This is a genomic window from Nocardia sp. NPDC004604 (assembly GCF_040609795.1).
Lineage (GTDB): Bacteria > Actinomycetota > Actinomycetes > Mycobacteriales > Mycobacteriaceae > Nocardia.
Genome location: NZ_JBEXLC010000037.1, coordinates 38,244 through 64,940, shown reverse-complemented (window position 1 = coordinate 64,940; position 26,697 = coordinate 38,244). Strand labels below are relative to the sequence as shown.

The window sequence follows — 26,697 nt, the reverse complement described above, 5'->3', positions numbered from 1 at the left end:
TTTATTCCAGAATTCGTCGGATCCTTAGTTATTGGTATTATCGCAGTATTCGGTCATTGGTTAGCGCCAAGTGGTGATTTAGCTACTATTATTATGTGCGGCTGCTCCGCGCCTTTGCCCAGCATGTTCGTCGCGACGTCGATATGCCGGTATGCCTGCTCGGTGTCGCCGCTCCAACGGGCCAGCTCCGCCTTCGCCAGGGCCACCTCGGCCAGCGCATTAGGCCAGGCCGCCTGATCCGCGCCGCGCTGCGCCTCGGCCACCGCGGCCGCGCTCGCCTCCGGATCGCCCAGCAGCCAATACAACTGAGCCTGCCGCGCCCGCATCCGGACCACATCCTCGATCGCGCCGACCTCGGTGACCACCGCGATCGCCTGCTCGAAAAGCTCACACGCACTAGCGAATTCACCGCGGGTGGCCATGCGATCCGCCAACTCGGTCAGCGCGAACGAGATCCCCCAGCGCTCACCGACGGCCCGGAACTCGGCGAGCGCCGTCTCCAGATACGCGTCCGCCTCTTGCCCGTCCTGGCCGAGCATGATCCGCATCTTGCCCAGCTGCAGCCTGGCCAGCGCACGCACCCAGGGGTTGTCGTCGGTCAGCAGCGATTCGAACGCGGGCAGATACTCGTCCGGCCCCCGCAACATGCGTTCCAGCGCGACAACGAAACTCAGCGCCGGATGATGGCCCTGGATGCCCCGGCTGAGCTGGTACGCCTTGCGGATCCATTCCGCCACCTGATGCTCGTCATTGCGCCCGGAACTCAGGAAGTGCACAACCAGCCCGTACACCGTGGCCCGGGTCGCATCGTCCACCTCGCCGGGCAGGTCGGCGGCCGCCATGACAAGCTCCGTGCCCTCGGCCTTGTGCCCGCCGAGCCACCAGTACCAGCCAGCGGCCGCCGCGAGCTGTATCGCCCCGGTCGCGTCGTCGGCCGCGAGCGCACCACGCATCGCCACCGCGATGTTGTCGTGCTCGGCCTCGAGCGTGGCCAGCCACTCCAATTGCTCGGCCCGGCGCAGATACGGCTCCGCGGTCGCGGCGAGTCCGGTGAAGTATGCGAGATGCGCTCGACGCGCCGAATCCGCTTCGTCCGCCTCCACGAGCCGGTCGCGGGCGTACTGCCTGATCGTGTCGAGCATCCGATAGCGCGGCCCGTCGTCCGCCGCGATGAGCAGCAGCGACTTCTCGGTCAGCGCGGTCAGCAGCTCGAGCACCTCCCACTGCTCGACCACCGTGTTGGTCCCACCCCCCGTGCCCGCGCAAACCTGTTCGGCCGCATCCAGACTCGCGCCGCCGGAGAACACCGCGAGCCTGCGCAGGACCATCCGTTCGGCGTCGGTGAGCAGTTCCCAGCTCCAGTCGACCACCGCGCGCAGCGTCCGGTGCTGCGGTATCGCGGTGCGGCTGCCGCCGGTCAGCAGGCGGAACCGATCATCGAGGCGGTTGGCGAGCTGATCGAGGGACATCGTGCGCAATCTGGCCGCCGCCAATTCGATCGCCAGCGGTATGCCATCGAGCGCCCGGCAGACGCGCGCCATGGTGGACAGGGTGTGGGCATCGGCGGGGAGATCCTGGCGCACCGCACCGGCTCGGTCCCGGAGCAGCTGAACGGCCGGGGAGGACTCGATCTCGTCCGGGTTCGCGCCTTCGCCGGGCAACGCCAACGGCTCGACCTGCCATAACGCCTCACCCGTAATCCCGAGCGGTTCCCGGCTCGTCGCAAGAATCCGCAGCCGCCGACACTCCCCGAGCACTCGGTGGGCGAACGCCGCCGCCGACTCGATCACGTGCTCACAGTTGTCCAGGATCAACAGCGTTTCGCGCTCGCGGATCGCCGCGATGAGCCGCTCCATCGGTTCCGCATTCGGTGCGCCGCCGAGCAGCGCATCCCGGAGCCCGAGCGCGGCGAGCGCCGCCTGCGCTACGTCACCACTCGCGTCGGCGGACGCCAGTTCCACCAGCCAGGCCCCGTCCGGTAGGTCGTCGAGCAGAGTCCGCGCGGTTTCCAGGGCCAGCCGGGTTTTTCCGGAGCCGCCGGGTCCGGTCAATGTGGTGAGCCGATGGTCGGCCAGGAGTGCGCGCACCGCGGCAATGTCGGCATGCTTGCCGACGAATCTGGTCAACTCGGCCCGCAGGTTCGTCGTGCGGTCTTCCTCCCGCGCACCCACTTCACCGCGCAGCAGTGCAACGTGCAGTGCGGACAGCTCCGGTGCGGGGTCCACGCCCAGCTCGTCGGCGAGGGCTTCGCGCGCCCGCTGATACACGGTCAATGCCTCGGCACCGCGACCCGCGGCGGCCAGTGCCCGCATCAGCGCGGCGACGAGCCGTTCCCGCACCGGATTCCGGGCCACCTCCTCGGTCAGCTCGGCGACCAGTTCCGGACCCCGGCCGAGGCGGATCTCCGCTTCGTATCGGTCCTCCAAGGCGGCGAGGTGCAGCCCCTCGAACCGGGTGACCAGCGCGTCGACGGCCGCGCTTTCCCGTACCTCGACGTCGTGCATGGGCGCACCGCGCCACAATGCGAGGGCATCGCGCAACAGCGGGGCCCGTTGCAGGTCCGTACCGCCGCGGGCCTGGTCGAGAAGCTGTTCGAACCGTACGGCGTCGACCGCCTGGGGTTGCACCGCCAGCCGGTATCCACCAGCCTGCACATCGAGCGATCCGTCCGGCAGCGCCCTGCGCAGCCGGGAGACCAGCGCCTGCAAGGCATTCGCCGAGTCGGAGGGCGGCTGCTCACCCCAAATCCAGTCGACCAGCTGCGTTTTCGGGACCGCGCGACCGGGTTCGAGCGCGAGGGCGATCAATAACGCCCGCAGCCGAGAACCAGATATCTCGATCAATCCGCCGTCATCTACTCGGATCTCCAGCGGTCCTAGTACCCCGATCTGCACCGGACCATTCTGCCGTGGATGATCAGCGGTCGCCGGATCGCCCGCCCTCGGAGGACAACTGCTCCGCGGCCCCAGGCGAAACAAGTTGCCGGGCAGGCGGGTTCAATGCCTGCCCGTTCGTCACCTAAACCAGCTGTGACCAGGGCAAACATCGTGTCGGTGGACGTGTCAGCTCGGCGTCAGCTCGATATCAGCCGCTCTGGCGAAAGTAATCCGTGTGAACAGCACAGCGAGTGCGGCTTCCGGACCACGGAATGCCTCCCGGTTCACATACCAACCGCTTCACCCACTGAAGGAGCCAGCCATGCCCGCATTCAAGACCCTGGAACCGATCGCCGTCGCCGTCGAGGTGCTTTCCGGCAACGTCACCGTTATCGCCTCCGACCGTACCGACACCGTCGTCGAGGTCCGCCCGGCCGATGCGTCCAAGAAGGGCGATGTCCGCGCCGCCGAGGACACCCGGGTCGAATTCGTCGGCGGCACCCTGACCGTGCAGACGCCGAAGGACTGGCGGACCTACACCCCGTTCGGCGGCAACCCGTCGATCGAGGTGACCATCGAGGTGCCCACCGGCTCCCGCCTGAAGGCCACCGCAGGTGTGGGTCGTGTGCTGAGCACCGGCGAACTCGGCGACTGCGAGGTGGAGGTCTCCGCCGGTGACATCGTCCTCGATCGCACGCGCGGTGCGGTGACCGCGAAAGTCGCCAAGGGCGATATCCGCATCGGCGAAGCCTCGCGCGGCGTGCTGCGGCTGGAGACCTCCATGGGCGAACTGGAGGTGGGTATCCGCCCGGGCAGCGCGGCGCGGGTGGAAACCAATGCCTTGAGCGGCACCGTGCAGAACCTGATGGAACCCGTCGCCCGCTCCGGGGACGCCGACGACATCGTGCAGGTCTACGCGCGAAACTCTTACGGCAACATCATCATCCGCCACGCCGCCGCCTGACGCCGCGGGATCCGTCAGCACGGGTCATGGGGTTTCGGCGACCGGGGAGGTCCGAGATCGTCTGGTACGCGAAATACTAAGAGCCGAAACAAGATCGGACCTCCAACAGGTAGAACACGGCGTAGGCTCGGTGTCAGGTCGATTCAGAAATGGCGGCCTTCGGGCCGCGAAAGACGTACGGGGACAAGGCGATCCCCGATGTCATCGAACTGCGCACCGAAGCGCTCGGCTACGGCGCGCTCCCTCCCGGTCATGCGGGAAGAAGGGGAACCAATGGAAATCAGGGTTGACCGCGAGCGCTGCATCAGCGCCGGTATGTGCGCACTGACCGCCCCCGAAGTGTTCGACCAGGACATCGAGGACGGCCGGGTGGTGGCGCTGGAGTCCACCCCCGCGCCCGAGCGGGAGTCGGCCGTGCGCGAGGCCGTCCAGCTGTGTCCGTCCGGCGCGATCACCGTCGTCCGATAAGGGCTACGAAAGGAAATTCAATGAATCACCCCATTCCGCACGGCCTTCCCATGGAGCGCGATGCTGGCCCCTTCGACCCGCCCGCCGAGATCACTCGGCTGCGCGAGGCTCGACCGGTCAGCCCCATGGTCTTTCCCGATGGTCACCAGGGCTGGCTCGTCACCGGCTACGACGCGGCCCGCAAGCTCATGGCCGATACCCGGTTCAGCTCCCGCCAGGACCTCGGCGTTGTCCACGTGCCATACGAGACTCCCGGTATGCCCAGCTCTAACGAGCCGTCCCCACAGGTGCCGGGCTTGTTCGTCGCCATGGACCCGCCGGACCACACCCGGCTGCGGCGCAAGCTCACCGGCGCCTTCACCGTCAGACGTGTGAAACAGCTCGAAGAGCACATCAGCGACATCGTCGAACGGCAGCTGGACGAGCTGGCGCGCTGCACCCCGCCGGTCGACCTGGTCAAAGAGTTCACGCTGCCCGTGCCCTCGCTGGTGATCTGCGAACTGCTCGGTGTCCCCTACGCCGACCGGGAGACCTTCCAGGTCAACTCGGCCAAGTTCCTGGTCAGGGACCAGTCGCTGGAAGAGAAGATGGCCGCGTACGGCGCGATGACCACGTACCTGGCCGAACTGGTCACCCGCAAGCGCGCCGAACCCGGCGAGGACATACTGTCCGATCTGGCCCGCGATGACGACCTCAGCATGGAGGAGTTGATCGGCATCGCCTTCATGCTGCTGCTCGCGGGCCATGAGACCACCGCCAACACGCTGGCGCTGGGCACCTTCGCGCTCCTCGAGCATCCGGAGCAACTCGCCGAACTGCGCGCCGACCCGGGTCTGCTACCCGATGCCGTCGAGGAACTGATGCGCTACCTGTCCGTTGCCGACATCTTCTATCGCTACGCCACGGAGGACATCGAACTCGGCGGCGAAACGATCGGCAAGGGATCGACCGTCGTTGTCTCACTGCTGGCCGCCAACCGCGACCCCCAGCGCTTCGACAACCCCGACACCCTGGATCTCCACCGCACGGCCCGCGGTCACACGTCCTTCGGCCACGGCGTGCACCAATGCCTCGGCCAGCAATTGGCCCGCATCGAGATGCGCGCCGGTTTCGCCGGACTCCTGCGTCGCTTCCCGACCCTCGAGCTCGCCATTCCCGCCGCCGAGGTGAAACTCAAGACCGACATGAATATCTACGGCGTCCACGAGCTGCCGGTCACCTGGACCGAAACGCCTCGGTAATACCCAGGCGGATACCGGAAAAGCTACCTCGGCACCCGCGGTGACCACCGGGCTAGCGGTATCAGCCCAGGCTGCGACGACATCGACACCGCAGCAGGCTGACTGGTGGACGGCCGATTTCCTCGGCTGAGCGTTTGCGCTGAAACCGAGAGGTTGCGTCGGCCGCTCCACCATCCACCGCATCATCGGCAACGCACCGCGGGGGTAGCTCCACTGTCGGTTCTCGAAGACGCTTCAGTGATTTTCGAAGTCACGTTCAGTGGCAGTTCTCAGGATTACCACCACATGTCCTCGGCCGACTCGGCGAGACCGCGGTGAGTTCGTAGCGCAGCGAGGCTGGTCGGCAACGATGTCGTGCGCCATTTCCGGTTCGGCTGTCCGGCGGGCGCATGCTGGTGTTGGATTCGGGACAGCGATCGCGGCCACCGACCAGGAGACGCGGATCGCCTCGGCAAGGATATACAGAAGCATAGCTTCATCTGGATTCGTTACCGCAGTTGACATTTGGCTGTATCTCTAATAGATATCAGCGGCGCCGCTCGGCGATCGGGATGCTCTCACCAGTCGATTGCGACTCGGGAACAGCTTCTTTCACCGATCCCGCGGGGCCCGGGGTTCGTTGATCTACGCACAGGAGGCTCCATTGGTTTCGCGACTGCGGCGTGACGGTTCTCGTCGAATCAGCGCTGTGGTACTCGCACTTGTCTGCAGTGCCGCCGCGCTCGGCACGCCCGCCGCGGCCACCGACGGCGTCGACCCCTATCTCGATGGTCTCGCCGAGGCCGCGCCGACACCGGAACTGCACTGGTCCGAGTGTCAGGACGGCTTTCAGTGCACCGCCGCGCGAGTGCCGCTGGACTACCACCAGCTCGATGGCGACCACATCGACCTTGCGGTGATCAAGCTGCCGGCCGCTGATCCGAGCCGGCGCATCGGTACCTTGTTCGTCAATTTCGGCGGCCCCGGCCCATCCGGCGTCGACCGGCTCCGGGAGCGGGCTCGCTGGCCGTGGTTGTTCTCCGATGAGCTGCGGTCGCGCTTCGACCTCGTGGCCTGGGATTCGCGGTCGGTGGCGCGCAGCTCGGCGACCCGCTGCTTCCCGAACACGGACGAACAACTCGCCTTCCTCGGCTCCAGCCCGGAAATGCCCACCGATGCCAGCGGCGAAGCCGAGTACTTCGCGTACGCCGAGGAATTCGCCAACCGCTGCGAACGCAACGCCGGGCCGATCCTGAATCACGCGTCCACCGCAAATACCGCGCGCGATCTGGAGTTGCTGCGCCGCGCGGTCGGCGATCCGCAACTCACCTACCACGGAATTTCCTACGGCACCCAACTCGGTGCGAGCTACGCGAACATGTTCCCCAGCCGAGTGCGGGCGATGGTGTTCGACGGGTCGCTGGACTTCGAGGGCAATGTCAACGGCCATGACGGACAGGGCACGACAGTCCCATTGGACACCAGACAGAATGTGGCCGCCGGTATCGCGGACACCTTCGACGAATTCCTCCGGCAGTGCGCGGTAGCCGGTCCACGCTGCGCATTCGGTGCGGGCGATCCGCGACTGAAATGGACGGTGCTCACCCAGCGGGCGCGGCTGGCGCCCATCAAGGTGGCGGGTCAGACCTGGACCTATTCGGCGATCATCGGTGCGGCCAGCGCGCTTTCGCAGCCGTCGACCTACCCGGACCTCGCCACCCTGTTGCAGTCGCTATTCGATTCGGGCACCAGCCTTCCGGCTCTCGCTGGCCTGCAAGCGATTGCTGAGGCCTCGTATCTGGGCAACCGCACCGAGGCGTATTACACGATCCAATGCAGTGACAGTGCCGTGCCCACCGATCCCGCCGTCTATAGCCGCGCGGCCATCGCAGAGGACCTGCGGGTACCACACTTCGGACGAGTCGGCGTTTTCGACACCACCGTCTGCGCCTTCTGGCATGGCCACGACGCCGACCGGTACACCGGCCCGTGGAATCGCTCGACCGCGGCCCCGATTCTGGTCCTCAACAGCAGGTTCGATCCGGCCACACCGCTGTCCGGCGCGGTCACGGGCGCCGCCGAACTTGCCAGCGCCCAGGTGGTCGTGATCGAGGGCGCGGGCCACAGCAGCATGTACGTCGCGAGCACCTGCGCCGAACAGGTCAAGCGGGAGTACCTGACGTCCGGGCAACTGCCCCCGGCCGGTACCAGCTGCGGCATCGACAAAGCCCCGTTCGACTGACCGCATGGTCGGTGATCGTCCTCGTCAACAGAAGCCGCACCTACCGTGGCAACTCCCGCCGCACATCCGGGAAGAACACCGACCCGGACACCAAGCACTCCCAGGAACGGCATCTCGATCTGCGTCACGCCGGCGATGCGCTCCTACACATCGGGCGATTCACAAAGTTGCGCCAACAAGCTGCTGGTAGTCCTCGTTCCGGGCAACCAATTCGTCGTGTGGGCCGCTGTCGACGATCCTCCCGTCCTTGAGGAACATGACGATCTCCGCTTCGCGGATCGTGGACAGGCGATGGGCAATGACCAACAGCGCGCACTCTTTTCGAACTGCCTGGATGGTCACGTTCAATGCCTTCTCGGTCTCGGTGTCCAGCATGGCCGTGGGCTCATCCAGCATCATCAGCACCGGACGTCGTATCAAGGCGCGTGCCAACGCCACCCGTTGTCGCTCGCCGCCCGAGAGCAGAATGCCGTGCTCACCCACTGAAGTGTCGAGGCCACGAGGCAGTCGTGCGACAAGATCTGCCAGACCGGCGAGCTGTATTGCGCGCTGCAGGTCGTCATCAGCGAGGCCCGGCTCCCGGTATGTCAAATTGTCTCGAAGGCTGCCGAACAACAGGGGCGCATTCTGTTCCAGCAGGCTGATCTCCGAGCGCCATGCCCGGCGCGGCCGATCGACGTAAGACCGACCTCCCAATAGAATGTCACCGTTGTCCGGATTGTAGAACCTGCTCACCAATGAGAACACCGTAGATTTTCCCGCACCCGAATGTCCGACCAAGGCTACGTGTCCGCGTGCGGGAACCGAAAAAGTCACACCGTTGAGAATTGTCCGCTCATCGTACGAGAAATGCACGTCCCGGAACTCCAGTGCGAGATGCCCATTTTCCGCAGACTTTTCGATCGTTGCGCTCGTCGATCTACCATCTGGTTTGATATCGCTATGCTGGATGTCGTCGACGTCCTCGGCAGGCAATTCGAGTGTCGACTCTATCCGGCTGAGCGCACCCAGGGCTTTCTGAAGCCCGACGGAGCCATTGAAGAGATCGCCGACCGGAATCAGCAAATTCATCGCGAGGAGCATCATCGACACCAGGCTGCTCAACTCCATCTGGTGATTCGCCACCCGAACGCCACCGACCAGCAGGGAAACAACGAACGAACCGGTCACCGCCAGGTGCATTGCCGGATTTCCCAATGCTTTCAATCTGGCGGTGCGCACGCCGGCGGAGAACGCTGCACCGGCCACCTCGATCAAGCGCTCGTGCTCACGGTCCTCGGCATTGTTGACTTTGACCGTACGCACGCCGGTGAGCGCGCGTTCAATGTCTGCAGAAAGTGCGCCGACGCTCTCTTGCAATCGAGTCGAGGCTACCTCGATTCTCGTCATAACCAGCAACATCGCACCCGCGGCAGCACCAACGGTAACAATAACGATCGAGAACAGCAGCCAATCGAGGTATATCATCACCGCGACGGTTCCAATGAGCGTGATCGACCCGGTCAATATTTGAACGAGGCTGGTCCCGACGGCGTTCCGAACCACCGTCGAATCGAGTGTCACGCGTGAAATCAAGTCCCCAACCCTGAGCGATTCGAGTGTGGGAATTCTCAACCTCAGCAGATGTCCGGCCAAGCGATTGCGCACAGACAAAAGCACGGACTCACTGGATCGCTCGAGGATGTAGAGTCCGCTGGTGTCGGTTACGGCATGCAGGAGATAGGCGCCTATCAACGCGGTAAGGGACCATATGATTGCCGCACCCGAAATCGCATCCCGAATGACCTGTCCGGCCAGCAGTGGTTGCACCAATGACAATCCGGTACCCACGAGAAGAAGTGCCGTTGCTGCCAACAAGGAATTTCGATGTGGTGCGATCAACCTGAGCAGAGCCCCGACTCTGCGCAGCCACGAATCGTGCTGCCGAGCGTCGCCGTTGTCAGCTGACATCTTCACCCACTTTTCGCATGCCGGCCGACCACGATCAGTCGGCTGAATGTAGTCATATCTCCCGCCTCACCGACGAGCTTGCCGTCTGCTTCGACCCATGCGTGCGCTGCGAACGGCAGTTCTGTGCGAACGCCGACACACCACGTCGTCCACGCGCCATATCTTCGGCTCAAGAGGGTGGTTGCCACAGACCGCATCAGACACCCGTATCTTCCGGCGGCATCGGGGCTGACTTCCACTACCTGCCGTCTCCATCTTTCGGCATCTTCGAAAGAAGCCGGATGACTTCCTCGGTTCAATTGCTTCAAGGACCACTCGATTCGCCGTGGTGGCAACATGACAACGATCCTCGCGGCTCGAACAGCCCACCTCGCGGAAAATCGTTCCCCCCTGCGTCCGTCCGCCTCGAATTCGGTCCCGAGGGCCATATGATAACTCACGCGAGCACCAATCCGACATCCCGAAGGTGGTCCAAGAGTTCTTTTATGTCACGCCGTACGGTAGCTGCATCGACATCGAACTGATCGAGGACTGCCGCAATGGGATCGGCGCCGCTATCCAGGACAAGCGATGAAAACACTTCCGCCGCTACCGGATTCAGCCGCCAATAGTCGCCTCGCTGCATATCTAGAATCACACCCCCGTACTCGGTTCGTACGAAAGACAAGCCGGGTCTCAGTGTCACGGTATCCATGTTCCTTCTGTTCCCTCATGTTTTTCCTGCACTATTGATTCCGCGGTTCGACGAAATTTCGCTCCAGGTCTCGCAGCCAGAGCTCGCATGCGATCGTTGTATACATCGTTCCCTCCTCCAATTCGAACGAACTGGGATTCGCGCACAACTGCTTCAGTTTCTTCGAATCGATGAGGCCGATGTCGCCGAGCCGCGATCCTTCCCATAGCGCCACGAGTTCGTCGCGATGCTTTCGCAATCCGATCTCGACATCATGAGAGCCGTCGTCCTTCGTCTGCCGTTGCAAAACCACATCAGGAACGATCCCGCGTACCGATGCTCTGAGCAGGGGCTTGTATGTCCACGCGCTGACCCGGTGCTGAACGGCCACCGACAAGGAAGCGGAGATCACTCTGTCGTCGAAGTAGGGTGCCGCCAAAGGTGGTCCACCCGCAGCCAACGACATCCGATTCAAGACCGCCACCGTTCTGGCGCCCTCAATGACAGTCTCCAGTTCAACATGACATCCGCGCTCGGCTGCCAGCGGTTCAGTAGCGGATGCCATCCAGAAGATGCCTTCGCTGATTGCCTTTCTAGCGGTTTCTGTCGCCCACACCGGCACGGATGGAAGAATTGCCCAGCCCAACATAGGTTTACGCTTTTCTGGCACGCCCACCACCGGCCTGGAGTTCTTCTTCCACCACGAATGGAAACCGGTCGGCTCAACAGCGTCGTACAACAGGTCTCGCAATCGCCATCCGCCAAGGGCCCCAAAGCCCCGCAACCCCCGCCATGCGGTGAACGGACGATGCCACAGCAGATCGCGATAGCGGGTGGGTAAACCACTGAAGATGTGGTCACCCCCGTGGCCGGTCAGATGCACACTGGGACCGAAATTCGACGCCAATCTTGCGAGCGCACCGACCCGACTTCTGCCGACGATCAGCGGTGACGGCTCGTTCAACCAGGTCGGCCCATCCTCCAGCCCGGCATATGTAAAAGGTAACTCGGAATCCGGGAGAATCGTGTGTTCCACTTCTGGCAGGTGCTCTGCCGCGCGCAAAGCCCACCCGAGGTCCTCATTGGCAGAATCGCGTCCGCGCGCGGTCAGCAGCTTGATCTTTGCCGGTCCCCTCGCGGCTATGAAGCTTATCGATGTCGAGTCGTAACCGCCGGAAAGCTCGGAAGTAACCGTGCCACCCGCTGCTGTGCGAGCCGATACCGCACCCACAAGCCGGCTCCGGACCTCATGCGCCCCTTCATCGAGGTCCCGAACCAATGTCGTGTCTGTCCTGTCCCGGACCGACCGGGACGTCCCCCTCGGCGTGATGATCAACCCGGAGCCTGGGGACATCGGCTCAATTCCATCGAGCAACGGACGTTGTGCAAGGTGATGGGGTATCGGCTCGAGCAGATGCGCGGCGAGGGCGCCGACATCGAGCCCTCCGCCGACAAGGTGCTGCAGGGCGTGCACCGTGTCAGCAGCAATGTCGATACCGTCCACTCGAGATCGGTACAGGCTGCGAGACCCGTATATGGAACCATTCACATAGATGTCGCCATTCACATTGACGACAGAGTGAAAGCATCCATCGATCGCGTCGAGAACGACTCGCCATCGGGCTGCCGAATCAATCGACATCGCATACTCGAGAACCGCGTCTTCGTCGATCAGAGCGTGTCCGAGTATCACTACTCGCGCCGCGCGCCCAACCTTGTACAGGATGGGCCGGTCTCGGCAATTTCCAACAATCATCGGCCGTTCCGAAGCGTGCTCGGCCAACACTTGTCCCCACGGGAGAAGACGCCTGGCGATGCTCGCTCCTCCCTCATTATCGGGGAGTACGACGAATCCCGTCCGAGCATCGCCAGTCATCTGTTAACCTCCTGTGATTCGAGCTCGCTTATGCTGCCGAATCAAATCATTCCGCGACGTCCGACCAGCAAGTCGGATTCCGTCGTGAAAACCCCTCCGGTAAGTGTTCGAAAGTCCCCGCACTTGGCAACGACCGGCTTCTCGTACGCCTTCTTTTCCGAGTTCTCTTCCATCTTTTCCTTTCCTTTCTCTACTCGCGCTCCGCCTGGGAGGCGCTCTCATCCTGAGCCGGGTCTGCACCGGTTCAGAAGAATGAAATGAAATAGACAAATCTATGTTGTCGAAGCAAATATCGTCGCGGCTGGACGTGTTCGTCGACTAAATGCTGGATCGGCAAATATCGGAGATAGATAGACTTCTGGCCGATGTGCTTGTTGACACAGGAAATGTCGTGCCGGCTTTGTCAACTCTACTGATCAACCCCCGTACCGAGTCCGAACAAACATTTGGTCGTCGTTCCGGACGTACAGCTGCCCCCAACGCGGTTATTTCGGGCAATTTTGCGAACCATCCCCCGTGCCGCCTGGCGATTGCTCCCCGTCCCCGATCACCATCTTGCGCCGTAGTGTGCAGCCCGTCAAGTAGTCGACCCAGAAAGTCAATCTCGAGTGTGCACAACGGGACTCGGGGTCGGCGCTCGCCTGCTGCAGTAGTAGCGCGAAGTTGGCCGCCCACGAGAATTGGGAAACTCGAACGCGCGCAACCGTTGTCACCGAGTGGAATCCGCTCAACCGCGCCGTCACCGAACAGCTCGTTCTCACCGGCCCACACCAGCTGGTCGCCGCCCTCGTCAGCGCCACTCTGGCCCCTCCTAACTGGCCGCCGCGAGCCCGGACAACTCTCACCAGGTCCGGCCGGTGTGGCGAGGCCCACGACATGCCTCAGCCAGCGTTGCGAAGCGTCGAGCCGGACGGAACCGCCCCGTCCGACAACGGTGCGGTCCCCGCAATCGGGTACATCCGAAACAGCAACGGCCTCAGCCTATTACGCATCGAGGCCGCATCCCGCGACGCAACTGGGCCGCCGGGAGGCATTGCCCACCGGCGGCCCAGCCACTCTTCGTTGTCAGGCGTAGGTGTAGGAGATTCCGTTACTGGTTCCGCCTGCGGTCGTTACGGTGATCAGCATCGTCCCCGCCGGCTCGGCCGGGGATACGGCCGTGATCTGCGTAGCGGAGTCGACGGAGAACGAGATCGCCGTCGTCGTTCCGGCACCCGAGCGCACCACATACCCTGGCGACCCAGGTTATTGTGCTCGCCTCTACGGGGACGGGAACCGCGACGGCACAGCCCACTGCGGGTGGGATCAGTAACCGAGTCTTCTACTCCTATGTCCGAGTGGTACTGCGTCCGTGGACTGTCACCAGACAGCGTTGATGGCCCGTCCGGGCTGCGGTTGTACGTCGAGTGCTGCCGATCGCGCAGTGTCCGTTGGCGACGGTCACGACCAACTTCACCACCCACGTGGATCACCGTCGATGTCGACCACCTGGACCAGATCGTCGCCAGGCTGTCCGCCCTGGCCGGATTTATCAGTGATCACCTTGACGACATCGACGACATGGTAGCGGGACTCACCGGCACCGGCTGGGAAAGTGTTGCAGCCCAAGCATATTCCGAGGCCCACACGAAATTGGCCACAGCGGCACGGGCCGAAGCCGAGGAGCGACCCAGCGCAATCGGTTTGCAACGCATAGCATTCGGGACATGCACCGTGGCAACTGGTTCCGTGTCCTGGTGTGCCTGGCCGTGCTCGGCAGTACCAGCGGATGTATCGGGGCGGTGGACCGCGCGGATTTCGAGGACAAGATTCGAACACGCGGCGGCGGATTGGTGAGCGCCCTGCCGCAGGCCGCGATCGCCGCGCTGGCCCAGCGCATCGACGCCAGCGACCCGGATGTGAACGTTATCCTCCTCACGGCACCGAACTCCACCCAGTTCCGGCTCGTCCTGAACAACCAGCCTGCCCAGGTGACCAACTTCCTCGCCGGAAGCGATTTCACCGCCCGCGAACCCACCGTCCGCCTGCGCGTCCGGCCGCCCGGTCTGTCCCGCGTGCTGGACGACTACACCTTCACCCTCGGCGACCTGAGTGCCCCACGCCCCGTGCGGGTTTCCTCCTCCGACGACCTGGACGGCGAGAACTTCACGATAAGCGAGGTGCCCGGCCTCTCGCGTATCGAAGACATAGTCGATACCGCCCGCACGCGCAGCGAAATCCCCGACGGACAGGTCACCGCCATCGTGGTGAGCCGCTTCGGCCGCGACATCCGCATCGTCGCCAACGTGGTCTCTGCCCGCTCGGAGGTGGTCGCCGAATTCGACCGCACCGGCGTCTTCCTCCAAGCCCAGCAGGTATAGCCGATGCCCCGTGTAGTGACAAGCCTCTCGACCGGCCTCCTCGTCGGTGCCTTCAGCATCGTCGTGCCCGTCGCCATCTGGCCTGGCGAAGCGAAACTCACCGCGCCCCTGTTCTGTTCATCCCCGGCCACCGAACCCATGGTCGTCTCCGACACCTTCCGCGACTCCGAAGGCACCTCCACCAACTACACCCTCTACTGTGTAGGAGACCACGGCATTCTCACCGACGAGGGCTTCGCCCTCCCCCTGCTGGTGATGCTTACCGCGCACATCGTGATCGTGACAACCCTGGTACTGCTCGCCACACTGTTCAAAACCAGGACAGAGCCTGTGCGCGATCGGCCTGTTCAAGGTCCCCTTCAATCAGAACCGAATCCGCACGTTAGTACTGAAGACTACTTCGAACACTGACCCTCCGGCCGCTGCTCGGCGGCGGGCATGCCTGCGCGGATCCGTTTCCTGGCATCAGATTGATTGAGACGCTGATCCTGTTCCGGCTCAATCAATCTGATGTACCGCAGGTCACCGACTTGGCCCAGCATCATATTGGTTGAGTTGGAACACGCGTTGACGGTAGAAGGTCAGCGGTCGACAAGAGCACCGCGCCGTCGGCCGGTGGTTCGATTCAAGAGGTAGGCCCCCTCGCTCAGCTCGACCGAGCGCGTCTGAATTTCGTCTATAGCCCGTCCCCATCGGGTTGCGACCGACCACTTCACGTCAACGTGTTCGTCGATATGCGGGAGCTTCGCATTGGTGAGATCCGCGCCGGTGACGTCTGTGCCCATAAGATCTGCGCCGGTGGTCAATCGGTCCCATTGACGCGGTCAGGTTGGCTATCCCGCGTACTGCTGTTCATACTTGTCGGCGACTTCGACCGATACCTCTAGTCGGACTTGGCTTCTGCACTTCTACGAGCGGTGGGTCCCGGTGGTTCGGGCAACTAGGAGATGCCATCACCGGGTTGATCCACATCTCGCAGCTGTCCGCGCGGCGTCCTGGGCACCTCACCGAGGTCGTCAACGTCGGCGACAACGTGACAGTGACCGTCCTCAACGTCGATCTCGACAGAGAGCGTGTCTCGCTCAAACTGAAGGCCGAGAGCCGTACTGGCCGGAAACGCTGACAAACCACAGCTCCTCGGCCCTACCGTGCCCGACCCGTACGAGCAGCGAGTGAGTCACTGACAACCGGGTGATGTGATGGCTCACGTGGTGATGGCGCTCGCCGAACTGAACTCAGGTGGGTGAAAGGGCAGGTTAACGGCATTAGCGCCCTCAGAGGATTCGAACCTGCGACGCCGGAAATTGCCCTGGCCTGCGGAAACGACTGTCGCAGGTAAGTGCCCTCGGCAGGATTCGAACCTGCGACACCCGCTTTAGGAGAGCGGTGCTCTATCCCCTGAGCTACGAGGGCTGATCTGGTGGGTGCCGGGGGCGCCTACCGGGACTTCGGGGAGTCTACCGGGTCGGGTGCGTAGGGGCCGCATCGATTTGGCGGGGATCGTGATGGGGGCGTCATCTGGTCGACGTCGGATTGGCGTTGATCGAGGTGGAGGGATTGTCTGAGACTGTTTTTGCGGCGTGGTCTGTTTGGGCGGGTTTCTGGGTATGCAATGACGCAAGTTGGAGGCTCGGCTCGGGGTGGCGATGACTCTCCGGGGGCGGTGGCTCGAGTCGCGACGGGTCGGTATGGCGTGTCGAGCGTTCGACTCCGGAGCTGTCGATCCGACGGTCGCCTTTGGTGCGGAGCCGAACTCCGCTAGGCGTCGGCCATGGCGTGAGGTCGGCTTCTGCCGTGCAATACGTGAAAGTTATTACTGTGCAGTATTTCTCGTTGGCGGGGCACGATATCCGTATTGACGAATTTGCCGCCGGGCTGTGGCGCTTCGGAATGCTTCGGCCGAAAAACCTTGCGTAGCAAAGGAAGTGGAAGCCTGGCTCCAGGGCGGTGACCTTGGTGGCCGACTTGTCCGTGCCCGGAAGATCGAAGGCGGAACCGTATCCGTAGTGGATCAAGGAAACCAAGACGATCTGTCTCAGACAATAAGCTCGGTGGTTAAGAGTTGCGTCTGAGGGGAGGGCTATTCCGGTAAGACCGGCCTGTGCTCAGCCGGGTGGTCAGAACCCGCCGTCGAACCCACCCCCGTCGAACCCGCCGCCATCGAATCCACCCCCATCGAAACCCCCACCATCGAACCCGCCGCCACCCGAGTCGTATCCACCTTGATCGCCGTAGTACCCACCTTGATCGCCGGAGTATCCGCCCTGATCGCCGGAGTATCCGCCCTGATCACCCGAGTCGTACCCCTGATCCCCGCTGGCCGCATCGAGCCCGTCCTGATACCCCTCGCCATAACCGCTTTCGAAGCCCTGCACGTCATACCCCACCCCGGACATTCCGGAGAACAGCGACGAGAACAGCAGCGCCGAACCCAAGCCCCATGCGCCGGCGATCAATGCGGGCCGCCACCATGGTTCGGAGTACCAGCCCGCGGGCACCGGCCGCCCCGCGACCCGGCCGCCCGGATAGTAATTCGGTGTCTCCGCCGAGGGGTTGGGTGAGGCGGCGACCTGGCGGCCGTCGTATTCGACGACCCGGTTCTCGGTGACCCGCCCCGCGGTGTCCTGGCCGTCCAGTGCTGGAATCACCGGACCGGGATCCATGCCCATCGCGATGCGCGCCGCCCGGATGTAGTACATGCCCTCGGCTGCGGTCTGCTTGGCCAGCCGCGCCTGGGCGGGCGTGCGCGCCTGCTCGATCTGCGATCCGGCCGCGATATGCCGTTCCGAGGCGTCCGCGAGTGCCTGCTTTGCCGCCTCGCTGGTGCCGTTGAGGTTGTACACCTGGCCCGCGAGTCGCTCGATCATCTGCCTGGCGTCGGCGGCCGCGTCGTCGAATTCCCGCACCGCGCGCTGTTTGGTCTGCTGCGTCAGGAAGACGACATAGGCCGCCGCGAGCAGAATGACAACGCCGATCAGTAGCCACAACACCGCTCGCGCCCCTTTCATCCTCGGTCTCAGGTCGCCCCCAGTTTACTGGGGACTTGCTGAGACTCGGCTGAGCTCGGCGGCGGGAAGAGCCGCCGTCTCTATTGTCCGGCGAGCTGGCGTGCGATGACCAGGCGTTGGATCTGATTGGTGCCCTCGAAGATCTGCATAACCTTCGCCTCGCGCATATAGCGCTCCACCGGGAAGTCCTGGGTGTAGCCGTAACCGCCGAACACCTGTACCGCGTCGGTGGTGACCTTCATCGCGGCGTCGGTGGCGATCAGCTTGGCGACACTGGCCTGGCGCGAGTAGGGCAGCCCGGCATCGCGACGGCGGGCGGCGTCGAGGTAGGTCGCGCGCGCCGAATCCACCGCCGCGGCCATATCGGCGAGCACGAAACCGAGGCCCTGGTGATCGATGATGTGGCGGCCGAAGGCCTCTCGTTCCTTGGCATAGGCGACGGCATCGTCGAGGGCGCGCTGGGCGAGACCCGTCGCGACCGCGGCGATGCCGAGCCGGCCCGAGTCCAAAGCACTGAAAGCGATCGAAAGTCCTTGTCCCTCAACGCCTATCAGGTTTTCAGTGGGTAAAAAGGCGTCGTCATAGGCGGCGGTGGTGGTCGGGATGCCGCGCAGGCCCATTTTCTCTTCCGGCTTGCCGAAACTCAGGCCTTCGGTGTCGGCGGGGACCAGGAAGCACGAGATTCCGCGCGAGCCCTCGCCGGTCCTGGCGAAGAGCGTGTAGAAGTCGGCGCGGCCGCCATTGGTGATCCATGCCTTCGATCCATTGATCCGATACCCGCCCTCGACCGCGGCGGCCCGGCAGCGCAGCGCGGCCGCATCGGATCCGGCGTGCGGCTCGGAAAGGCTATAAGCACCGATGGTTTCGCCGGAGAGCATGGTGGCGAGCCAGCGCTGCTTCTGCGCATCGGTGCCGAAGGTGAATAGCGGATGGCAGGACAGGCTGTGCACGCTGACGGCGACGGCGACTGCGGCCCAGCGGCTCGCCAACTCCTCGAGCACCTGCAGATACACCTCGTAGGGCTGATCACCGCCGCCGAATTCCTCCGGATACGGCAGACTCAGCAGCCCGGCCGCGCCGAGGGCGGGAAAGACGCCGTCGGGGAAGGTCCCGGTCCTCTCGGACTCGACTACACGCGGCTCGAGCACCTTGTCGGCGATATCGCGCGTGAGCTCGATCAGGTCGCGGGCCTCTGGGGTCGGCAGCATCCGGTCAACAGGCATGTCGCCTGTTCTACCCGGTCGATGCCGGGTCGCAACAGGGTGGTCGCCTGTGTCCAATTGGACACGGCATCGCATCGGACTCGACGCCGATAAATGGCGCGTCCGCAATCAGCGGTAATTGCTCTCCGCTGTGCGAAACTGGCCCCGCACAGCTGACAATTTCGAGCGACGTGCAAGCAGTCGCTACGGTTGCACTCCTCACCCTCGGAGGACTGTCCATGAAGAATTCTGTTGCGTCACTGGAGCTACCCGAACCCCTGGTCATAACGCTGGGGAATCTCAAAGGCGGCGTCGGAAAGACCACATCAGCGTTTTTCTTGGCCGCATATTTCGCACAGATCCATGAATTGCGCGTGCTGGTGATCGACGCCGACCCGCTCAGTCAGACCGGATATTCCTGGTATCGGCGGCTGGTCCGGGGCGGTATCGAGGTGCCATTCGAGTTGATCGCCTTCCCGTCCCGGCACGTCAACGACTGTATTACCGACAATTCCGGGACGTACGACGTGATCATCGTCGATGCCGGAGGTGAGTCGGCCGAGATATTCAAGGCCGCCATTCCGCAGAGCGATGAGCTGATCCTGTTGACCAGCGTGAGTCCCTCGGAAGTGAAGCGGGTGCCGAGTACGTACAAGGCCGCGGAGGAGGCCGCGATGGATAGCGGTCGCGAGATCAGGGTGCGCGTGCTGATGACCAAGGTGCCGGTGACGATGAAGAACGGCGTGAACGTCTCGACCGAATATCGCACGCAGCGCAGAAATCTGGAGGATGCGGGCTACGACGTATTCGAGTCCTATTTGAGCGCATGGAAATGGTATCGGGAGGCGGCCGACGGCGAGGTCGGCGAGGGTGCCGAGAATCCGATCGTGGACCTGGGGGAGTATCTCCAGGTAGGAGACGAGTTGGTCAGTCCGTATGGGGTCGCGGTGGAGGTGCCTGCCTGATGCCTCCGCAGCGTAGAAAGGGTTCCATCGGATCCGTCGGTAAGGGCTCGATCGGTGGCGCGAATCCGTTGGCGGACAGCGCCGAACACACGCCGCCGGTTTCGCCGCTGCGCGACGCCGAGTGGCGCACGGGCGCGCTGAGTGCGGCATCCCTGGATGTGATCGCCCCGCCCGCGAACGCAACCGCACGGGTCGCGAACGCAACCGCACCGATTCCGGCTGCGACGGTCCCGCTCGCCGACGCAACCGCACGGGTCGCGAACGCAACCGCACCGATTCCGGCTGCGACGGTCCCGCTCGCCGACGCAACCGCACGGGTCGCCGATGCCGATGTGCTGACGATGCCGCTGCCCGTGCCGAGCGGGGCCGAGCTGGCGGGTCCGCTCGACGCTCGTGAGCAGGCACAGTTGACGGCCTGCGAATCGTCCATCGATGGTCTGCGCGTCGCCTTCTGGACCGCCGGACGGGCGCTCCAGATCGTGCGGGACGGTCGCCTGTACCGCGATCGGCACGCGACCTTCGATGAGTACGTCGAGCAGCGCTGGGATATGCAACGGTCATATGCGCACAAGCTGATTCGGGCCTGGCCGCTCGCCGCGAAACTGCATCCGGTCGCACCGGCCATCAATGAGGGACAGGTCCGCGAGTTGCTGCCGGTCGCGGTCCAGCACGGTGAGGATGCCGCGGTCACGGTGTATACGACGATCGCGGGCACCGATGATGTGAAGGTCACCGCGGGCAAGCTCCGGGAGGCCGTCGCATTGCTGCCGGAGCAGTTCGACAAGGCCGAGGTGGTCGCGCTGCTGCAGGCATGGTTGCGCGGGGAGCTGCGGGACCGGTCGAACCAGCGGGCCGTCGATCTGTTCGCGGCCGTGGAATCGCGATTCGCCGCGCTGACGCGACGAGTTGTCAAGGGCTCGAACAATGATCCGGTGGCGGCGCGTGAATTCGCCGCGAAACTACGAACTCTCGCCAGACAGATCGAGGAACAGATCACCGCGTGAGTGACCGCTTGTCGAAAATGCCCCGTCGCGAAAGCAGTTGCGTGACGGGGCATTTTCGATTAGTTATGATTTTGTTATCGCGATATCGTGTGTTGCGCCTTGCAATTCGCTAGAACTGTCGAAATATAGACGCTCGGATCCACTGGACTACAGATCACCGTGATGGTTTTCGAATCAATTCGAGGTCTTGGTGAAGTCCTACACGCCGATGTAGTGCGGCGTTGCACGGCCAGCCAGGGCCTTCGATACGAGGATCGGAGGACCGGATCATGGCATCATCTTCGGAGGGTCGATATTCCCGCTTCCTGCGGCGCGCACTCCCATGGGTCGTCGGCGCAGGGGTCATCGCAGGCGCGGCCATTGCCGCGACACTGCTGGGAGGACAGGCCGCGGCACAGCCACTGACGATTCCAGGTATCGGGACATACGAAGTCCCGGACGAGTTTTCGATTCCAACCGCGATTCCCGGCGTCGATTTACCGACGGAGGGGCATGCATCGCCCGATGCAATTCCCGCGGTTGCGGAATCCGTTCTTCCCGAATTCGCCTCTGCTGAAGTTCTGGGGAAGGAACTTTCGGCTCCGCTTGCGGTTCCGAGTGCGGAACTGCCTGCACGCCTCGCCATTCGTGGGGCGGAACACGCTGTACCCCGGGTAGTTCGGAATGCGGACCTCCCGGCCCGGTCGGAGTCTCTGGCAGCCGTGCGTTCGGCGCTCCCGGTGATTCCTGCCAGCGGTGATCCCGTCGTTGTCTCGGAACTCGCGCCAGTTGTGGTTTCGGGTAAGGAGCTCTCGGCTCCGCTCTCGGTTCCGAGCGCGGATATCTCCGCGCCCCTGGCGGTTCCGGGCGCAGACCTCATGGTCCAGTCGGTGACTCCGTCGGCCTTGCGTTCGGCGCTTCCCATGGTTGCTGCGATCGGTGATTCCGTCGCCCCGGTGGAGGCCGCGCCGATCACCGCTTCTGGTAAGGAGCTTTTGGCACCGCTGGTGCGTCCCGGTGTGGGACTCGCTGCGCCGCTGCGTGTTCCGGGGATTGCGCGTTCGGCGCTGCCTTTGGTTGCTGCGGTTGGTGATTCCGCTGCTCCGGTGGAGATCGCTCCTGTCGCGGCCACCGGTCAGGAACTTTCGGCTCCGCTCGCGGTTCCGGCCGCGGAACTGTCCTCGCCTCTGGTCATCCCCGGCACGGAACTGACGGTTCCCGTTGCGGCAGTCTCGCTCCCATCGGAAGCTCTGGCGGCCGCGCGTTCGGCGCTCCCGGTGATTCCTGCGATCGGCGATTCCGCCGCTCCCGCGGAGCTCGCGCCGGTCGCGGTTCCGCCGACGGAACTTTCGATACCGCTCGCGGTTACGGGTGCGGACTTTTCGGCGCCACTCGCGGTGTTCAGCTTCGGGCGTCCGGCTCCGCTCACGGTGCCCGGTGCCGAACGTGCGCCGACAGTTCCGGGGATCGAGGCCGCAGCGCCTATAGCGATTCCGGGGACGGCGACTTCGGCACCGCTGACGCCTCCCGGGGCGGAACGTTCGGCGCCCTCGGCGGCTCAGGGCGCGGACCGTCCGGTGCCCCTCGGAATTCCGGGTGTGGAGCTGTCGATACCCGCGACTATTCCGGGGACCGGGATTCCACTGCCCACCGATGTGATCCGCAATGAACTCGCGCTACTCACCGGTGTTCTCGGCATCAAGCCGCCTGCTCCGACGCCCGCGCCCGCGGTGGCACCGCCGCGCACGCACGGCGCGATTGCGGTCGACGCCGCGCGGACCAAAGTCGGCACCGAGTACAGCATGGGCGCGACGGGTCCGGATGCCTTCGACTGTTCCGGACTGGTGCAGTGGTCTTACGGACAGGCCGGGGTGAAGGTGCCGCGCACGAGCTATGAGCAACTGTCTGCTGGTACGCCGGTTTCCCGGGACGAATTGGAGCCCGGTGACGTGGTGTCCTTCTATGGCGGCGGTCATTCGGCCCTCTATGCCGGTGACGGCAAGGTCATCCACGCCTCGACCTACGGGGTCGGTGTGACGACGTCGCCGCTGTCCTCGATGCCGTATGCAGGGGCCCGCAGGTACTGACCGCGCGGCCGTCGCCAGCGATATGAAATGCTCCGTCTCATTTACGCCATTGTCGGCACGTCGGCTGGCATAAAAGTGCCACATCGACTAAGACAATGAGCTGTTCGAAATGGGGCGGACCGGTCTGTCGGCGGCCGAGCAGGGGGTGTCGCCGCCGGACCGGTCCGAGGGGGCGGTTTCGCTTCGCGGCCCACCGTTCTATTATCTGCGTATGAATGCAGATAGCGAGCTGATTCGGCCGCCGCTCGCGGAGGACCAGGTCGGGCTGGTTGTCGAGGTCTTCCGGATGCTGGCGGACTCGACCCGCGTGCAGGTGCTCTGGGCACTGGTGGACCGGGAACTGTCGGTCAATGATCTGGCCGGTCGTATCGGCAAACCCGGCCCTTCGGTATCGCAGCATCTGTCGAAGCTGCGGATGGCTCGCTTGGTCCGGACCCGCCGCGCAGGTACCACGATCTTCTACAGCCTGGAGAACGAACACGTCCGCCAGCTGGTCGTCGACGCGGTGTACAACGCCGAACACGCGGGCCCCGGCGTACCCGCGCATCACCGCGGCGATGGTGTGGTGCGCGAACTGCCGTCCCGTGATCAGGCGGTGGCGGAATGAGTCACGAGCGCAATCCCGAACGGTGGCGGGTCATTTCGCATGCACATGGTGACGAAGTCCGGAATGCCGAGGCGCACAGCCATATTCCTAATATCGGAAATGGCCATGGGGTCGCAGACGGCCGTGCGGCCGACCACGACCACGGACCAGATCACAGCACCAGCCACAGCCGCGGACCAGGGGATGGTCACGAATCCGAGTTCGGTCATCGGCTGGGCAACGGACATGAGCACGGACCGGATCACGACCACGGGCCGGAACACGGGCATCGACACGGACACGGTCACCACCATGCGCACGGTGCGGATCACGACCACGACCATCCAGGTGGTCTGCGGGGAGCGCTGCGCGAGATCTTCGTGCCGCACAGCCACGATGCCGCTGACAGTGTCGATGACGCGTTGGAGGCCAGTGCGGTCGGCATTCGTGCGGTGAAGATCAGTCTGGGGGTGCTCGGGGTTACCGCGCTGCTCCAGGTGCTGATCGTGATGGTGTCCGGGTCGGTCGCGTTGGCGGCGGACACAATTCACAACTTTTCCGATGCGCTGACCGCGGTGCCTTTGTGGATCGCCTTCGCGCTCGGTCGCCGGGCCGCGACTCGGCGCTACACCTATGGATTCGGGCGGGCGGAGGATCTGGCCGGGTTGTTCGTGGTCGGCATGATCACGCTGTCCGCGATCATCGCCGGATACGAGGCTGTGCGCAGGCTGATCGATCCGGTGCCGATCCAGCATGTGAGCTGGGTTGCGGCGGCGGGGCTGATCGGGTTCGTCGGCAATGAGACCGTCGCGCTCTATCGGATCAGGGTCGGGCGGCGCATCGGTTCGGCGGCACTGGTCGCGGACGGATTGCACGCGCGGACCGACGGATTCACCTCATTGGCGGTGCTGATCGGCGCGGGCGGTGTCGCGCTCGGCTTCCCATTGGCCGACCCCATTGTCGGACTGCTGATCACCGTCGCGATCCTCGCCGTGCTGCGGACGGCGGCACGAGATGTGTTCCGCCGCTTGATGGATGGTGTCGAACCCACGCTGGTGCACACCGCCGAGCAGGCATTGGCCGCCGAACCCGGCGTGCTGGGGGTGCGCAGCCTGCGGATGCGCTGGATCGGGCACCGCCTGCACGCCGATGTCGAACTGGATATCGCCCCGACCATCACCCTGGCCGATGCCCACCGCCTGGCCCACGGCGCCGAGCACACCCTCACCCACGCCATTCCCAAACTGGACACCGCTCTCGTGCACGCCTATCCGGCCCACGCCGCGGTCTGAACCGGAGTCATCCGGACGCCTCGAAAGACCATGTGACGTGTCGCCAGGTCGCCGCCGAGCTGCGCCGTGCTCGCGCTCAGACCCTTCGACATTGCTGATGGGATCGGCTGTTGGACTCGGCTGCCTTGCGGCGCAGCGCCGGGTCGCCGCCGAGCTGTAGCAACTGAGGGCACCTGCCCGCTCATGTGATTCGCGGTCGCCCCTTCCGTCCGACCTACCCTTGGGTAGCATCCGGGGTGTGATGTGGCTCATGGTCGGCAGGCCGCCGTAGCCACCGAAGAAAAAGGAGTACCGATGTTGAGCACCATGCAGGACGAGCCGTTGTCGCTGGCGACGTTGCTGCGCTACGCATCGACGTTCATGGGCGATTCCACCGTATCGACCTGGACCGGAACCGGCGTACGCACCATGACCTACCGCGAGCTGGGCGCCGAATCGGCGCGTCTGGCAAATGCGTTGCGCGGCTTGGGAATTGGCGTCGGCGATCGCGTCGGCACCTTCATGTGGAACAACAACGAGCATATGGTCGCCTACATCGCGGTGCCCGCGATGGGGGCGGTGCTGCACGCGCTCAATATCCGGCTCTTCCCGGAGCAACTGGTCTTCGTCGCCAACCATGCCGAGGACCAGGTGGTGATCGTCGACGGCTCGCTGCTGCCGATGTTCGCCCAGTACCTGCCCAATCTGAAGACCGTCCGCCACGTTATCGTGGCCAATGGCGACGCCGCCGCACTGCAGGCCCCCGAGGGCGTCCAGGTGCATTCCTACACCGAACTGCTCGCCGCGCAGCCGGATACCTACGACTACCCGGTGATCGACGAACGATCCGCCGCAGCAATGTGTTACACCTCCGGCACCACCGGTGACCCCAAGGGTGTGGTGTACTCGCACCGCTCCAACTGGCTGCATGCCATGCAGGTCTGCCAGCCAACCAGTATGGGCTTCTCCGCTAGCGACTATGTGCTCGCCATCGTCCCGCTGTTCCACGCCAACGCCTGGGGCCTGCCCTACGCGGCGCTGATGTCCGGCGCGAATGTCCTCATGCCGGACCGCTTCCTGCAGCCCGGCCCGCTGCTGGAGATGATGGCGTCGGAAAAGCCCACCTTTGCCGCCGCGGTCCCGACCATCTGGGGCGGCGTACTCGCCGGACTCGCGGCCAAGCCGCAGGACATCTCGCATCTGCGTTCGGTGGTCGTCGGTGGTGCGGCGGTGCCGCCGTCGATGATGCGCGCCTTCCAGGAAAAGCACGGCGTTCGCATCCTGCACGCCTGGGGCATGACCGAGACCTCCCCGCTCGGCAGCGTCGCCCACCCGCCCGCCGGGGTGACCGGCGATGCCGAATGGGAGTACCGCTTCAGCCAGGGCCGCTTCCCCGCCAGCGTGCAGGCACGCCTGATCGGCGACGACGGCAGTGTCGTCCCCAATGACGGTCAATCCCTCGGTGAGTTGGAAGTTCGCGGCCCGTGGATCACCGGCTCGTACTACTCCCCGGACGGCGCGCAGATCGACCCCGATAAATTCGACGATGGCTGGCTGCGCACCGGCGACGTCGGCAAGATCAGCCCCGACGGCTATCTCACCCTGGTCGACCGTTCCAAGGATGTGATCAAGTCCGGCGGCGAATGGATCTCCTCGGTGGATCTGGAGAATGCGGTCATGGGCCATCCGGCCGTCGCCGAGGCCGCGGTCATCGGTGTGCCCGACGAGAAGTGGGACGAGCGCCCCCTCGTCGCCATCGTGCTCACCGACGGCGCCGAGACCGAACCCGAGGAGCTGCGCGAATTCCTCGCCGACAAATTCGCCAAATGGCAACTGCCGGAACGGTGGACCTTCATTGCGGAGGTGCCCAAGACCAGCGTCGGCAAATTCGATAAGAAGCGCCTGCGCGCGCAGTACGCCGACGGCGAGCTGACGGTCACCACGCTGTCCTGACGGAACGACCCCG

General features: G+C 64.2%; 22 protein-coding genes, 1 tRNA gene and 2 pseudogenes. 13 read left to right on the top strand and 12 right to left on the bottom strand.

Features of this window, described 5'->3' with window-relative positions:
• Positions 1-53: 53 nt before the first annotated feature.
• On the bottom strand, positions 54-2,894 hold the full coding sequence (locus tag ABZW16_RS15985) for a BTAD domain-containing putative transcriptional regulator (protein ID WP_354956417.1): 2,841 nt from the start codon (positions 2,892-2,894) through the stop codon (positions 54-56).
• A 304-nt stretch (positions 2,895-3,198) separates the two neighbouring features.
• Between ABZW16_RS15985 and ABZW16_RS15980 the strand changes: the two genes are divergently transcribed.
• From ABZW16_RS15980 to ABZW16_RS15965, 4 genes are all read left to right on the top strand, one after another.
• Positions 3,199-3,840, top strand: a complete 642-nt coding sequence (locus tag ABZW16_RS15980; protein ID WP_354956415.1) for a DUF4097 family beta strand repeat-containing protein — start codon at positions 3,199-3,201, stop codon at positions 3,838-3,840.
• Positions 3,841-4,113: 273 nt separating this feature from the next.
• A complete protein-coding gene (locus tag ABZW16_RS15975) occupies positions 4,114-4,308 on the top strand; it encodes a ferredoxin (protein ID WP_354956413.1) in 195 nt (64 codons plus the stop codon).
• A 20-nt stretch (positions 4,309-4,328) separates the two neighbouring features.
• Positions 4,329-5,549 (top strand): cytochrome P450, encoded by a 1,221-nt coding sequence (locus ABZW16_RS15970; RefSeq protein ID WP_354956411.1) that lies wholly within the window; start codon positions 4,329-4,331, stop codon positions 5,547-5,549.
• 688 nt (positions 5,550-6,237) lie between these two features.
• On the top strand, positions 6,238-7,770 hold the full coding sequence (locus ABZW16_RS15965) for an alpha/beta fold hydrolase (protein ID WP_354956410.1): 1,533 nt from the start codon (positions 6,238-6,240) through the stop codon (positions 7,768-7,770).
• 159 nt (positions 7,771-7,929) lie between these two features.
• Here the strand turns inward: ABZW16_RS15965 and ABZW16_RS15960 are convergent, their stop codons facing one another.
• From ABZW16_RS15960 to ABZW16_RS15930, 7 genes are all read right to left on the bottom strand, one after another.
• Positions 7,930-9,720 (bottom strand): ABC transporter ATP-binding protein, encoded by a 1,791-nt coding sequence (locus ABZW16_RS15960; RefSeq protein WP_354956408.1) that lies wholly within the window; start codon positions 9,718-9,720, stop codon positions 7,930-7,932.
• 2 nt (positions 9,721-9,722) lie between these two features.
• Positions 9,723-10,148 carry a lasso peptide biosynthesis B2 protein gene (locus ABZW16_RS15955; RefSeq protein WP_354956406.1) on the bottom strand — a complete coding sequence of 142 codons (426 nt, stop codon included), beginning with the start codon at positions 10,146-10,148 and terminating at the stop codon, positions 9,723-9,725.
• A gap of 8 nt (positions 10,149-10,156) precedes the next feature.
• The gene (locus ABZW16_RS15950) at positions 10,157-10,345 is read right to left on the bottom strand and encodes a PqqD family peptide modification chaperone (RefSeq protein WP_354956425.1); all 189 of its coding nucleotides are present in this window, start codon (positions 10,343-10,345) and stop codon (positions 10,157-10,159) included.
• Positions 10,346-10,445: 100 nt separating this feature from the next.
• A complete protein-coding gene (locus ABZW16_RS15945; RefSeq protein WP_354956404.1) occupies positions 10,446-12,176 on the bottom strand; it encodes an asparagine synthase-related protein in 1,731 nt (576 codons plus the stop codon).
• 134 nt (positions 12,177-12,310) lie between these two features.
• Positions 12,311-12,442: a keywimysin-related RiPP gene (locus tag ABZW16_RS15940; RefSeq protein WP_354956402.1), complete on the bottom strand. Its 132-nt coding sequence runs from the start codon at positions 12,440-12,442 to the stop codon at positions 12,311-12,313.
• Positions 12,443-13,334: 892 nt separating this feature from the next.
• Positions 13,335-13,493: an IPT/TIG domain-containing protein gene (locus ABZW16_RS15935; RefSeq protein ID WP_354956400.1), complete on the bottom strand. Its 159-nt coding sequence runs from the start codon at positions 13,491-13,493 to the stop codon at positions 13,335-13,337.
• A 228-nt stretch (positions 13,494-13,721) separates the two neighbouring features.
• Entirely contained in the window at positions 13,722-13,877 is a 156-nt protein-coding gene (locus tag ABZW16_RS15930; protein WP_354956398.1) for a hypothetical protein, read from the bottom strand.
• 98 nt (positions 13,878-13,975) lie between these two features.
• Here ABZW16_RS15930 and ABZW16_RS15925 point away from each other — a divergent pair, with 98 nt between their 5' ends.
• From ABZW16_RS15925 to ABZW16_RS15915, 3 genes and pseudogenes are all read left to right on the top strand, one after another.
• Entirely contained in the window at positions 13,976-14,629 is a 654-nt protein-coding gene (locus ABZW16_RS15925; RefSeq protein ID WP_354956396.1) for a hypothetical protein, read from the top strand.
• A gap of 15 nt (positions 14,630-14,644) precedes the next feature.
• Complete coding sequence (locus ABZW16_RS15920; protein ID WP_354956394.1) at positions 14,645-15,040, top strand: hypothetical protein; 396 nt, start codon at positions 14,645-14,647, stop codon at positions 15,038-15,040.
• Between the two features lie 541 nt (positions 15,041-15,581).
• A pseudogene (locus tag ABZW16_RS15915) lies at positions 15,582-15,725 on the top strand (S1 RNA-binding domain-containing protein); the annotation flags it as partial.
• A 244-nt stretch (positions 15,726-15,969) separates the two neighbouring features.
• Here ABZW16_RS15915 and ABZW16_RS15910 read toward each other — a convergent pair.
• From ABZW16_RS15910 to ABZW16_RS15900, 3 genes are all read right to left on the bottom strand, one after another.
• Positions 15,970-16,042 (bottom strand) — tRNA-Arg (locus ABZW16_RS15910).
• Between the two features lie 704 nt (positions 16,043-16,746).
• Positions 16,747-17,616 (bottom strand): DUF1542 domain-containing protein, encoded by an 870-nt coding sequence (locus tag ABZW16_RS15905; RefSeq protein ID WP_354956423.1) that lies wholly within the window; start codon positions 17,614-17,616, stop codon positions 16,747-16,749.
• A 101-nt stretch (positions 17,617-17,717) separates the two neighbouring features.
• The gene (locus ABZW16_RS15900; protein ID WP_354956392.1) at positions 17,718-18,860 is read right to left on the bottom strand and encodes an acyl-CoA dehydrogenase family protein; all 1,143 of its coding nucleotides are present in this window, start codon (positions 18,858-18,860) and stop codon (positions 17,718-17,720) included.
• A gap of 251 nt (positions 18,861-19,111) precedes the next feature.
• Here ABZW16_RS15900 and ABZW16_RS15895 point away from each other — a divergent pair.
• From ABZW16_RS15895 to ABZW16_RS15880, 4 genes and pseudogenes are all read left to right on the top strand, one after another.
• A pseudogene (locus ABZW16_RS15895) lies at positions 19,112-19,804 on the top strand (ParA family protein); the annotation flags it as partial.
• Positions 19,804-20,808 carry a hypothetical protein gene (locus ABZW16_RS15890; protein ID WP_354956390.1) on the top strand — a complete coding sequence of 335 codons (1,005 nt, stop codon included), beginning with the start codon at positions 19,804-19,806 and terminating at the stop codon, positions 20,806-20,808. The pseudogene ABZW16_RS15895 and the gene ABZW16_RS15890, both read left to right, overlap by 1 nt.
• A 701-nt stretch (positions 20,809-21,509) precedes the next feature.
• Positions 21,510-22,874: an NlpC/P60 family protein gene (locus ABZW16_RS15885; RefSeq protein WP_354956388.1), complete on the top strand. Its 1,365-nt coding sequence runs from the start codon at positions 21,510-21,512 to the stop codon at positions 22,872-22,874.
• Positions 22,875-23,085: 211 nt separating this feature from the next.
• Positions 23,086-23,481 carry a metalloregulator ArsR/SmtB family transcription factor gene (locus ABZW16_RS15880; protein ID WP_354956387.1) on the top strand — a complete coding sequence of 132 codons (396 nt, stop codon included), beginning with the start codon at positions 23,086-23,088 and terminating at the stop codon, positions 23,479-23,481.
• Here the strand turns inward: ABZW16_RS15880 and ABZW16_RS15875 are convergent.
• Positions 23,463-23,855: a hypothetical protein gene (locus tag ABZW16_RS15875; protein WP_354956427.1), complete on the bottom strand. Its 393-nt coding sequence runs from the start codon at positions 23,853-23,855 to the stop codon at positions 23,463-23,465. The two genes, ABZW16_RS15880 and ABZW16_RS15875, sit on opposite strands and share 19 nt — an antisense overlap.
• On the opposite strand from ABZW16_RS15875, the gene ABZW16_RS15870 reads away from it, so the two are divergent.
• Both ABZW16_RS15870 and ABZW16_RS15865 read left to right on the top strand, forming a co-directional pair.
• Complete coding sequence (locus tag ABZW16_RS15870; protein WP_354956421.1) at positions 23,814-24,752, top strand: cation diffusion facilitator family transporter; 939 nt, start codon at positions 23,814-23,816, stop codon at positions 24,750-24,752. The genes ABZW16_RS15875 and ABZW16_RS15870 overlap by 42 nt on opposite strands.
• 294 nt (positions 24,753-25,046) lie before the next feature.
• Positions 25,047-26,684 (top strand): long-chain fatty acid--CoA ligase, encoded by a 1,638-nt coding sequence (locus ABZW16_RS15865; RefSeq protein ID WP_354956385.1) that lies wholly within the window; start codon positions 25,047-25,049, stop codon positions 26,682-26,684.
• The last annotated feature ends 13 nt before the right edge of the window (positions 26,685-26,697 follow it).